Annotated in this window: 10 protein-coding genes; 8 read left to right on the top strand and 2 right to left on the bottom strand. The window is 60.8% G+C overall.

The annotated features are described in order from the left end of the window. Nucleotides 1-135 precede the first annotated feature (135 nt). The 5 genes from VIH17_08115 to VIH17_08095 are packed head-to-tail and all read left to right on the top strand — an operon-like array spanning nucleotide 136 to nucleotide 5,405. Nucleotides 136-1,440, top strand: coding sequence for a thymidine phosphorylase (locus VIH17_08115; GenBank protein ID HEY4683199.1), 1,305 nt, complete (start codon nucleotides 136-138; stop codon nucleotides 1,438-1,440). 47 nt (nucleotides 1,441-1,487) lie between these two features. After that, nucleotides 1,488-2,720, top strand: a complete 1,233-nt coding sequence (locus VIH17_08110; protein ID HEY4683198.1) for a NupC/NupG family nucleoside CNT transporter — start codon at nucleotides 1,488-1,490, stop codon at nucleotides 2,718-2,720. Further along, nucleotides 2,717-3,583 (top strand): purine-nucleoside phosphorylase, encoded by an 867-nt coding sequence (locus VIH17_08105; protein HEY4683197.1) that lies wholly within the window; start codon nucleotides 2,717-2,719, stop codon nucleotides 3,581-3,583. The genes VIH17_08110 and VIH17_08105 overlap by 4 nt, the downstream gene beginning before the upstream one ends. After that, a complete protein-coding gene (gene cdd / locus VIH17_08100; GenBank protein HEY4683196.1) occupies nucleotides 3,580-3,972 on the top strand; it encodes a cytidine deaminase in 393 nt (130 codons plus the stop codon). Before VIH17_08105 ends, cdd begins: the two co-directional genes overlap by 4 nt. A 35-nt stretch (nucleotides 3,973-4,007) precedes the next feature. Beyond that, on the top strand, nucleotides 4,008-5,405 hold the full coding sequence (locus VIH17_08095) for an amidohydrolase (protein HEY4683195.1): 1,398 nt from the start codon (nucleotides 4,008-4,010) through the stop codon (nucleotides 5,403-5,405). Here the strand turns inward: VIH17_08095 and VIH17_08090 are convergent. Further along, nucleotides 5,397-6,350: a hypothetical protein gene (locus VIH17_08090; GenBank protein ID HEY4683194.1), complete on the bottom strand. Its 954-nt coding sequence runs from the start codon at nucleotides 6,348-6,350 to the stop codon at nucleotides 5,397-5,399. The two genes, VIH17_08095 and VIH17_08090, sit on opposite strands and share 9 nt — an antisense overlap. 6 nt (nucleotides 6,351-6,356) lie before the next feature. Continuing rightward, nucleotides 6,357-7,190 carry a RodZ domain-containing protein gene (locus tag VIH17_08085; GenBank protein HEY4683193.1) on the bottom strand — a complete coding sequence of 278 codons (834 nt, stop codon included), beginning with the start codon at nucleotides 7,188-7,190 and terminating at the stop codon, nucleotides 6,357-6,359. Between the two features lie 239 nt (nucleotides 7,191-7,429). Here VIH17_08085 and VIH17_08080 point away from each other — a divergent pair, with 239 nt between their 5' ends. The 3 genes from VIH17_08080 (at nucleotide 7,430) to VIH17_08070 (ending at nucleotide 10,709) form a co-directional block, all read left to right on the top strand. After that, nucleotides 7,430-8,473, top strand: a complete 1,044-nt coding sequence (locus tag VIH17_08080) for a sensor domain-containing diguanylate cyclase (protein HEY4683192.1) — start codon at nucleotides 7,430-7,432, stop codon at nucleotides 8,471-8,473. Between the two features lie 81 nt (nucleotides 8,474-8,554). After that, a complete protein-coding gene (locus VIH17_08075; GenBank protein ID HEY4683191.1) occupies nucleotides 8,555-8,857 on the top strand; it encodes a BMC domain-containing protein in 303 nt (100 codons plus the stop codon). A 52-nt stretch (nucleotides 8,858-8,909) separates the two neighbouring features. Further along, the gene (locus VIH17_08070; GenBank protein HEY4683190.1) at nucleotides 8,910-10,709 is read left to right on the top strand and encodes an acetaldehyde dehydrogenase (acetylating); all 1,800 of its coding nucleotides are present in this window, start codon (nucleotides 8,910-8,912) and stop codon (nucleotides 10,707-10,709) included. The last annotated feature ends 2 nt before the right edge of the window (nucleotides 10,710-10,711 follow it).

Here is a 10,711-nt window from a genome sequence, read left to right as displayed (position 1 = left end):
GAGCCGCGCCGGCGATGGCTCGCCCCGATGCGATCGGGGCGAGGCCGGAAAAAATTTCCGCTCTTTTCCACACTGAGGAACTTGTCCTGATCCCGCAGGGCGGGACGAAGGAACTTGTCCTGAGCTTGCCGAAGGATGCGCATCCTCGACATCATCCGAAAAAAACGGGATGGGCTCGAGTTGAGCCGCGACGAGATTTTGGCCTTCGTTGAGGGCTACACCCGAGAGCAGTTGCCGGACTATCAAGCTTCGGCGTTGCTGATGGCAATCTACTTTCAAGGTCTCACTCGCCGCGAGACTGCCGACTTGACGGAGGCCATGCTCCGTTCCGGGGAGGTGCTTGACCTGAGCGGCCTGCCGGGGAGGAAAGTGGACAAGCACTCGACCGGCGGGGTGGGCGACAAGACATCGCTCGTCATTGCTCCCATCGCCGCCTCAGCCGGCGTGATCGTCCCGATGATCTCCGGCCGCGGACTGGGGCATTCCGGCGGCACTCTGGATAAACTCGAATCCATCCCCGGCTTTCGCGTCAATCTATCGCTCCAGGAATTCCGGAAAATGCTCGAAACCGTGAATTGCGGGCTGATCGGCCAGACGAAAGAGATTGCCCCGGCCGATAAGCGCATCTACGCCCTGCGCGATGTCACGGCGACGGTGGAAAGCAAATTTCTCATCACTGCCTCGATCATGAGCAAGAAGCTGGCGGAAGGGATTGACGGGCTGGTCCTCGACGTGAAAACCGGTTCCGGGGCGTTCATGAAACGGCTGGAAGATTCGCGCGAGCTGGCCGGGCTCATGGTGGAAATCGGCAAACGGGTTCAGAAGAAAGTCGTCGCGCTGATCACCGACATGGACCAGCCGCTCGGGAACGCGGCCGGCAATTCGCTCGAAGTCATCGAGTCGGTCGAAACGCTCAAGGGCGGTGGCCCACGCGATCTGCGAGAACTTTGCCTGGAGTTGGCCGGCTGGATGCTCGTTCTGGGGGGGAAGTCCAGCAACCTGGCGGAAGGAAGAAAAAAAGCGGCTCAAGAAATTGCGAGCGGGCGCGCGCTCGAGACATTTCGAAAAATCGTCGAATTGCAAGGCGGTGACCCGCAGGTCCTGGACGACTACAGGCGATTGCCGACGGGCAAGAAACAATGCGTCATTGCCGCCGAGGCGGACGGAATCGTGGAAAGCATCGAGTGCGAGCTGCTCGGAATCGCCTGCTGCCGCCTCGGGGCCGGACGCGAACGGGTGGAAGACCGGATTGATCCGGCGGTGGGCCTGATCGTCCACCGCAAGGTGGGCGACCGAGTCAGCCGGGGCGAGCCGCTGGTCACGCTCCATTACAACGACGATGCCAAAATGGAAGCGGCTCGCGCCATGGTGACGGCTGCGTACCGGATGGGGGGGAGGTCGCCCGCCCGGCGGCCGCTTGTTTTTGAGACCTTGGAATAAAAATCGCTACGCCTGCCCCGCCGTGGGCGGGGCCGGGAGGAGATGATATGTGGCGGCTTTCCGGTCTGCTCGGAATATTGGCCATGCTGGCGATTGCTTACGTTTTTTCGACGAATCGCCGCGCCATCCGCTTGAAGACGGTACTCTGGGGGCTGGGCTTGCAGTTTGCTTTTGCGCTTTTCGTGCTCAAGACCCAGGTCGGCCGGAGCATATTTCGGGTAGCCGGCGATGCGGTGAATCAGCTCCTGAGTTATTCCTTCGCCGGGTCGAAATTTGTTTTCGGCCTCCTCGGCGAGAAAGGTTCCTCGCTCGGTTTTTATTTTGCTTTTCAAGTCCTGCCCACGATCATCTTTGTGGCCGCGCTTTTTGCGGTGCTCTATTACTTCGGGGTCATGCAGGTGATTATCCGCGCCTTCGCCCGGGTGATGACGGCCGTGATGGGGGCGAGCGGCGCAGAATCGCTGAACGTGGCGGCGAGCATCTTTATGGGGCAGACAGAAGCTCCACTGACGATCCGGCCCTATCTTCCGGAGACAACCCGCTCCGAGCTGATGACGATCATGACATCCGGGATGGCGCACGTCTCCGGAGGAATTATGGCGGCCTATATTCTCTTCGGCATCGAGGCCAAACACCTGCTCACGGCGGTTATCATGACCGCTCCGGGGACGATCTTGATGGCCAAAATGTTTGTGCCCGAAACCGAGCACCCGAAGACGGCCGGCAAAGTGGAACTGGAGGTCGGCAAGACGGATGTGAATTTCCTCGGAGCCGTCGCGCGCGGCACCGGCGACGGCATGCACCTGGCCATCAATGTGGCGGCGATGCTCATCTCCTTTCTGGCGTTGATTGCGCTGGCGAACGGAGTCCTGGGCGGGTTGCACAATTTTTTTGGGCGCTATGGCTTCGGCTCTTTTCCGAGCAGCCTGGAGATGATCTTCGGCTGGGTTTTTGCTCCGGTGGCGTGGCTGATCGGCGTGCCGTGGCGCGACTGCGCGACGATCGGCAACCTGCTCGGGACGCGCATGGTTTTGAATGAACTGATCGCCTATTCGCAACTCGGGCCGCTCAAGGCGGCGCTAGACCCGCGCTCCTTCACCATCGCCACCTTTGCCCTTTGCGGCTTCGCCAATTTCGGTTCCATCGGCATTCAAATCGGCGGCATCGGCGCGCTTGCTCCCGACCGAAAGAACGATCTCGCCCGGCTCGGTTTGCGGGCCATGCTGGCCGGCACGATGGCCAACCTGATGTCCGCCTCGATTGCCGGAATTCTGCTATGATGCGCGCCATGGCGTCCGGGGCGAGGCCCAGTCTTGCATATCAGCGCGCAGAAAAGGGGGCGAGGTACGTCCTCAAGAGAACGCGGCTGCGTCCGAAGATCGGGCTTGTGCTCGGCTCGGGCCTGGGCGCGTTTGCCGACGAACTGACGCAGGCGAGACGGATACCCTATCAAAAGATTCCGGGCTTCCCGTGTTCCACCGCCGTTGGCCACGCCGGCGAGCTGGTGATCGGAAAAGTGGGAGAAATTCCGGTGGCGGTGATGAGCGGCCGCGCTCACTTCTACGAAGGGTATTCGCTCCAGGAAGTTACGTTGCCCGTGCGCGTGTTTGGCCGGATGGGAATCCGCTCGGTGATCCTCACGAATGCCGCCGGGGGGATCAACCGGCAGTTCAGCGAGTGCGGGCTCGTGCTGATCCGCGACCACATCAATCTGCAGGGCTCGAACCCGCTGCTCGGTCCCAACGAGGAAAAGTTCGGCCCGCGCTTCCCAGACATGACCCGCGCCTACTCGAAGCGCTTCCGCAAAATGGCAAGGGAGGAGGCGCAGCGGCTCGGCATCGGATTGAGCGAGGGGGTTTATGCCTGCCTGAGCGGGCCAAGCTATGAGACACCGGCGGAGATTCGGTACCTGGAAAAGATCGGGGCGGACATGGTCGGGATGTCCACCGTGCCCGAGGTGATTGTCGGAAGCCACATGGGAATCGAGGTTCTCGGGATCTCCTGCGTGACGAATATGGCGGCGGGAATTCTCGACAAGCCCATCCATCACGAAGAGGTGCTGGAAGCGGGCGCCAAGGTTCGGGACCAGTTTGTGGCCTTGCTCAAAGCAGTGATTTCCCGCATGGCGGCGGAGCCGGCGTGACGCAGAAAGAAAAACTCATTGCCGCTGCCGAAAGGGCCCGGCTTCGAGCCCACGAACCCTATTCCCATTTCAAGGTGGGCGCGGCGGTGGAGACAGCCGACGGCCAAATCTTCACGGGGTGCAATATTGAGAACTCGACCTACGGCCTTACCGTCTGCGCCGAGCGGGTGGCGATCTTCAAAGCGGTTTCGGAAGGCCACAAAAAGTTCACCCGCATCGCCGTCGCTACCGATACGGAAAAACTGACGCCGCCTTGTGGGGCATGCCGACAAATCATTTGGGAATTTTGCGGGGACATTGAAATCATACTCGCGAATTTGAAGGGAAGGACGAAAAGCTACCGCACCCGCAAACTTTTTCCCAAGCCTTTCGACCATCGCTTCCTGTAGTCTTCCGCTGACCTTCGTTCGGTTGAGGTGCCTCGATGAGATATAGCCTCACGATATTCCTGTTGCTGATTGTCGCAGTAAGCGCTGTGCAGGTTGGCGCGGGGCCGGCGGAAGGGGCGGACTGGCTGCTGGTGGGCGCAAGAATTGTTACCGTCGATCCGGACCATCACGTCCTGGAAAACGGCGCCATTGCCATTCGCCGGGGAAGAATCCTGGCGGTCGGACCGCGCGCGGACCTCGAGCGGAAATACAGCGGCAAAAGGGTGAATTTGACGGGAAAGCTGGTGATGCCCGGCCTGGTCAACACCCACACCCATGCGGCGATGACGCTTTATCGCGGCCTCGCCGATGACCTGGCGTTGCAAGAGTGGCTCGAGAAGTATATTTTCCCGGCCGAGTCGCGCTTTACGACTGCGGATTTTGTCGAGTGGGGCTCGAAGCTCGCTTGCTTGGAAATGATTCGCGGCGGCACCACGACGTTTGCCGACATGTACTACTTCGAAGACCAGGTGGCCAAAGCGGCAGCCGAAGCCGGTATTCGCGGCGTTCTGGGTGAGACGATCATCCATATTCCGGCGCCCGATTTCAAAACGCCCGAAGAGACACTGCGTTTTACAGAGACTTTTCTGAAGCGGTGGCAGGGACATCCCCTGGTGGTGCCGGCGGTCGCTCCGCATTCCATTTATCTCTTGCCAGCGGCCACGCTCCAGGCATCGGCCAAGCTGGCCCGCGATCATCACGCGCCGATCCTCATTCACCTGTCCGAAACCAAGAAAGAAGTCGAGGACTCGCGGCGCGAGCACGGACTTTCCCCGGTAGCCTACCTTGAAAAACTGGGTGTACTCGGTCCGGACGTGCTGGCCGCGCACGGCGTCTGGGTGGACGCGAAGGACATTGCCCTGCTTCAGAAACACGGGGCAGCCATTGCGCACAATCCTTCCAGCAACATGAAGCTGGGAAGCGGCGTGGCACCGGTGGTGGAAATGCTCAAAGCCGGTGTGGTGGTCGGGCTCGGGACCGACGGCGCAGCGAGCAACAATGACCTCAATATGTTCGAGGAAATGGACCTGGCGGCAAAGCTGCACAAGTTGCATCTTGGCGATCCGCGCGCATTGCCGGCGCGACAGGCCCTCGAAATGGCCACCATCCTGGGCGCTCGAGCCCTGGGCATGGGCAAAGAGATCGGTTCGCTCGAAGCAGGCAAGAAGGCAGATCTCATAGTGGTTGCTTTGGACACCGCCCATGCGGTGCCGCTTTACAACGTCGAATCGCAAATCGTCTATGCGCTCAAGGCAAGCGATGTGGAATCGGTGATGGTGGATGGTCGCTGGGTGATGCGGAACCGAAAAATTCTCACTCTTGACGAACAGAAGGTGCTCCGCCAGGCGCGTCAATACGCGGACAAGGTGCGAGCCTCGCTTGGATTACATTGATGCGGTTCGTTGCTGGCGAATCTTGACAGCAGCGTTGCGGACGGTTTCCGGGATATTCCGGTTGACGCTCAGCAGACGGATATCCTGAATGGTCATGAGGTTGAGCAAGCGGAGGGTCAGGTCGATGGGCGTCTTGGGGTTGTTCACGAGGTTGCGGATGATGGTATAGTTTTTCCGAAATTTTCGGTCGGAGGCAATGCTCCGCAGGACTTCCTCACTTACGTTTCTCATCGTCGCAATCGCTTCCACATCGCTCTCGGTCATTCTGGGCGATTGCAGGACCGCGCGCTGCACCACCTTGCTGGCATCGCGGACGAGGATCAGCCTTTCTTCGCGCGTGCCCAGCAAAGCGGTGTGAACACGTTCGCCGACCTTCATCCGCGAGATGCGGAGCATCAGACTTTCTTTCTCTGCATCATCAACCTCTTCTTCCGTAGCGGCAACCGGCGCCGGCTCGCGGCTGAACTCGGCGCGCAGTTCGACCACCCGCGCCCGCTGTTCGCCGGTTAGCTTTCGGTTCTTCGCCAAAGCTTCAAGGATCGCCGGGGTCCGGCTGATAAGTTCCAGATCGTCAAGGACCAAGCCGACGAGTGCGAGGGGAAGATGCCCTGCCACTTTGATCAACACATCCGCGGGGCAATGGGAATGGCTTAGGAGGGCTTCCAGCAGGGGCTGTTCGAGAGGATCTTTGCCGGCAGCGTATCGAAGCAGCTCAGGAGCAGCATCGCGTTCGGAGCAAGCTCGGAGAAGTTGCTTCGCGGTTAGCCGCCCAAGCGCTTGGCGCGCGGCCCTGGCCAGTTCCCGGTCGGAGTCGCAAGCAAGAACGGCCAGGATCTCAACCTGCTCCTGAGGGGAGACGGGCAGTTCACCCTGCACCGCCTTTTGGCGAATCACCTCGGGTGCAGACCCAGCTCGAATATTTTCCAGGATTTTTCGTTCCGCCATGGCCGACTACGGGTTGCCTTTCAGATCCTTTTGCGTCAGCGTCAAGCTGCGCGACTCTCCCGGGCGGCCAAGCGGGGGAAGGGTTTCCCCGTTCAAGGTGAGGACAACCGCACTGGCATCGGAGGACTTAAGTTCGATAATGTCTTTGGCCTTCACGCGGCGCGAGTCCGGCGGGCGAAGCAGCCGGTCAATCTGCCGCACGCCGTCAGCGGTGACCGTAACTCGCGTTTCTCCGAGCACATCAATTTGCAAATCGAGTTCGGTGAGCGTCGGCGCAGCGGCAGAAGTTTGCCCGGCAGGGGCAGGAGCAGCGCCGGGCAGGCCTTGAACTTGCTCCGGCGGCCGGATTTCGGCGGAGGCAGGCAAACCCGACGAGCCGGGAGCGGAACCGGCTTGGGAAGAAACCGGCACCGATGAAGGAATGACTGCCTGGGTATCGGTTGACCGGGTGAGGCGTCCCAGGACAGTCGGTCCGTATCGCCGGGCGAGATGGAGCCCGCCCCAGGCTATCCCGGCAATAACCAGAACGCAGGCCACAGCAAAAAGAATGAGCTGGATGCGGGCGCTCCTGGCATCGGCTTCCAGGATGGGCTTGACGTCATGCTCATCGTGATGAACGAGCCCATAGTCGGCCAGGAACTTGTCTTCGTCCAGGCCAAGATATCGAGCGTAGGCGCGGACAAATCCGCGGTTAAAAATGCCGCCGGGCAGGCGATCGAAGGCTTCCTTTTCAAGCGATTCCAGAAAGCGCACACTGATCTTGGTGGCGGCAGCAATCTCCTCGAGGGCCACGCCGCGCATTTCGCGCTCGCGCCGCAGATTTTCGCCAAAAGAGGTCATCCAAGGCTCCGAGCCTCGATTCGCACCGGTTGCGGTCATCATAAGTACAGGCCCAAGCGGGTGTCAAACAGTTTCGGGAGGGGGCAACGGCGGGCGTTGCGTGGTCTCGAAGCGCAGCCTATAATAGCGGCCGCTGCATTTCGGGCTGAATGGTGGACGAGCCACAGAACGCCGACCGGACCGAACGGCGCCGATCGCCGCGGCCAGAGCGCCCTGCTCCTCCTACTGTCCACGATATCTTGGCGCCCGGGGAACTTTCCGTCTTCCACGAAGTAGGCAAGGCGCTCACCTCGACCCTCAAGCTGGACGAAGTTCTGAAGACGATCATGGAGAAGATCCATGAGTTTCTTCACCCCGACACCTGGTCGCTGCTGCTGCTGGATGAGGGGGCGCAGGAGCTTTACTTCGAGATTGCCACCGGCGACGCTGCTGCCAAACTGAAAGACGTTCGACTCAAGCTGGGGCAGGGCATTGCCGGCTGGGTGGCGCAGACGGGCGAGGCGGTGGTGGTTCCCAACGTGCGCGAAGATGCGCGCTTCCTTTCGCAGGTGGATAAGATGACGCAGACGACGACGGAATCCATCGTCTGCGTGCCGGTCCGCAGCAAACAGCGAATCCTGGGCGTCATCGAGCTGGTCAACTGCATCAGCGGGGACAGCTTTGGCCGGCGCGAGATGGCGCTGCTTCAGGCATTGGCCGATTACGCTGCCATCGCCATCGAGAACGCCCGCCACATGGAGCGCATCCATGAGCTGACCATCACCGACGATTGCACCAGCCTCTTCAACGTCCGCTACCTTCACGTGGTGATGGACAAAGAGATCCATCGGTCGAGCCGCCACGGGCAAGAGTTTTCCGTCATTTTCATTGACCTTGACAATTTCAAGGGGATAAACGATCAACACAGCCACCTCGTCGGCAGCCGGCTGCTGGCAGAAATTGGCCAGCTCTTGAAAAACCACTGCCGCCTGATTGACTACGCCTTTCGCTATGGTGGCGACGAGTTTGTAGTTCTGCTGCCCCAAACCAGCAAGGAAGCCGCTGCCGTGGTGGCTCGCCGGCTGCACCACCTCATTTCCGAGATGGTTTTTTTGAAGGAGGAGGGGCTCAATCTGAAGATTACAGCCAGCTTGGGCATCGCCTCCTACCCCACGGACGCCAAAACAAGGATGGAGCTGCTGCGGCTGGCTGACCAGGCGATGTACTTGGTCAAAAACACGAGCAAGAACAACGTCGCGGCGGCGAACTTCGGTATCCTTCCGGAGCTGCAAAGCAAAGGTTGATTCAGCTTTTTGTTCATGCTAGGGTAGCCCGACGCGAGCGGAAGTGGTTTTTCTATTCCTTGTCATCAGACGGAGGCGGAGATGGCCTACGAAGCGCTGGGAATGATTGAGACGCGCGGGCTGGTGGGCGCGATTGAGGCGTCCGATGCGATGGTGAAAGCCGCCAATGTGGTCCTTATCGGAAAAGAGTATATTGGTGCCGGATACGTGACGGTGATGGTGCGGGGCGACGTAGGGGCGGTGAAGGCGGCCACTGACGCCGGGGCGGCGGCAGCTCGTCGGGTGGGCGAGCTGGTAGCGGTGCACGTCATCCCCCGGCCGCACGAAATGGTGGAAAAGATTCTGCCGGGCGGCGGCGCGCCTCCGGGGGGTGGCAAGAAATAGAACTCCCCGCCTGAGGCGGACGAGACTGCGCAACCCTTGCTGTTAGAGGCCTATGATTCGAGACGCTGACCTGGTTTCGGTGCAGATGGCGCGCGACCTGGTCGAGCGGGCGGACGAGGCGCAGAAGCGATTTGCCGCGTTCACACAAGAACAGGTGGACGCGGTGATTGATGCGGTGGCCGAGGCCGCCACCCAGGCGGCTGAACCGTTAGCCCGCCACGCGGTAGAAGAAACGGGCTACGGCAACGTCAAAGACAAAATCAAGAAAAATCTCTTCTCGTCAGTGGATGTGTACAAAGCCATCCGGCCGATGCGCACGGTAGGCATCCTGCGCGAGGACAGGGAAAACGGCATCATCGAGGTAGCGGTGCCGGTCGGCGTGGTGGCGGCCATCATTCCTTCCACCAACCCCACCTCGACGGCGATCTACAAAACACTGATTTCACTCAAGGCGCGCAACGGCATCGTGCACAGCCCCCATCCCGCGGCGCATGGTTGCATCTGCACCGCGGTGGACATCATGACGAAAGCGGCGCTCCAGGCAGGCGCGCCCGAAGGCTTGATCGGTTGCATGCGGAATCCCACGATGGCGGGCACGCAAGAATTGATGCGCCACCCGCGGACGAGCGTGATTCTGGCAACCGGAGGCACAGGGCTTGTGCGCGCGGCCTATAGCTCCGGCAAACCAGCTTTTGGTGTGGGCCCGGGCAATGTGCCTGCCTATATCGAACGCACCGCCAATCTCCGCAAGGCGGTGGCGGATATCATCACCGGCAAAACCTTTGACTACGGGACCTTATGCTCGGCCGAGCAGGCGATCCTGGCGGACCGCAGCATCAAAGATCAGGTTATCGAGGAGTTGCGGCAGCAGGGCGCCTATTTTCTCTCTCCGGGCGAAATCGACATGCTCGGGAAGATCGTCATCCTGCAACCAGCTTTCACTGCCAACCCGAAGATTGTGGGGAAACACCCGGCGGTGATTGCCGAAATGGCCGGCATCCAGGTGCCCTCCGCTACGCGAGTTCTCATCGCTCCCCTCGAAGGCGTCGGTAAGCAGTTTCCGCTGTCGGCTGAGAAGCTCTCTCCCATTCTGGCCTTTTACACGGTGGAGAATTGTCATCAGGCAGCCGAGCTTGCCACGAGCTTGCTCCGGTTCGGCGGACTCGGCCACACCTGCGCGATCCATTCCAACAACGAAGAAGCGATCCTGGAATTTGGCAAGGCGGTCCCGGCCTTTCGTGTGGTGGTGAATACGCCGGCAGTCCACGGTTCCATTGGATATTCGACACGACTGTTTCCGGCCATGACGTTGGGTTGCGGCGCGGTCGGGAACAACATCACTTCCGACAATATCGGTCCCCAGCACTTGATGAACATAAAGCGGATCGCGCACGAATCGCGTGCGGTCGAGCCGGTGACCGATCATGTGCCCATGCCGCCCCGAAGCTTTCGAGCGGCAGCGGGCGGGTCAGTGGCTGCGGCGCCGGCTCCGGACCGGGCCATCATTGCGCGGGTGGTTGAACAGTTTCTGTCTCAACGGGGAATTCCCCGCGGCGGCGGGCCGGCGGCGGCGAGCGCTCCATCGCGGCCAGCCGGGCCGGCCGCCGAAGAAAGTCCTTCGGGGGCAAGCCCAGCTTCGGCTGCGCCGCCGGTGGCGGTGGCCGAGTTTGTGAGTGAAGCCGACGTGCTGGCGGCGATTTCCCGGCGCGAGAAAATTTGGATCGGGCCAGGGACGATCGTCACTCCTTCGGCGCGGGAAATCGGAACCGAGAAGGAGGTCCTCATCGAGACGGACCAGATGCCGGCCGGCCGCTTCCGGACAAGCGGGGCCGCTTCCAGCCGCGAGGGCTGACC

Source organism: Candidatus Acidiferrales bacterium, assembly GCA_036514995.1.
GTDB lineage: Bacteria > Acidobacteriota > Terriglobia > Acidiferrales > DATBWB01 > DATBWB01.
Note: the sequence above shows the minus strand (reverse complement) of the source record. Positions and strands in the feature narration are given on the sequence as shown.

What these genes read in the sequence shown, in the direction of transcription:
- VIH17_08115 (HEY4683199.1), top strand. Translation starts at nt 136, where the DNA reads ATGCGCATCCTCGACATCATCCGAAAAAAACGGGATGGGCTCGAGTTG.
- VIH17_08075 (HEY4683191.1), top strand. Translation starts at nt 8,555, where the DNA reads ATGGCCTACGAAGCGCTGGGAATGATTGAGACGCGCGGGCTGGTGGGC.
- VIH17_08110 (HEY4683198.1), top strand. Translation starts at nt 1,488, where the DNA reads ATGTGGCGGCTTTCCGGTCTGCTCGGAATATTGGCCATGCTGGCGATT.
- VIH17_08070 (HEY4683190.1), top strand. Translation starts at nt 8,910, where the DNA reads ATGATTCGAGACGCTGACCTGGTTTCGGTGCAGATGGCGCGCGACCTG.
- VIH17_08095 (HEY4683195.1), top strand. Translation starts at nt 4,008, where the DNA reads ATGAGATATAGCCTCACGATATTCCTGTTGCTGATTGTCGCAGTAAGC.
- VIH17_08085 (HEY4683193.1), bottom strand. Translation starts at nt 7,190, where the DNA reads ATGACCTCTTTTGGCGAAAATCTGCGGCGCGAGCGCGAAATGCGCGGC.
- VIH17_08090 (HEY4683194.1), bottom strand. Translation starts at nt 6,350, where the DNA reads ATGGCGGAACGAAAAATCCTGGAAAATATTCGAGCTGGGTCTGCACCC.
- VIH17_08105 (HEY4683197.1), top strand. Translation starts at nt 2,717, where the DNA reads ATGATGCGCGCCATGGCGTCCGGGGCGAGGCCCAGTCTTGCATATCAG.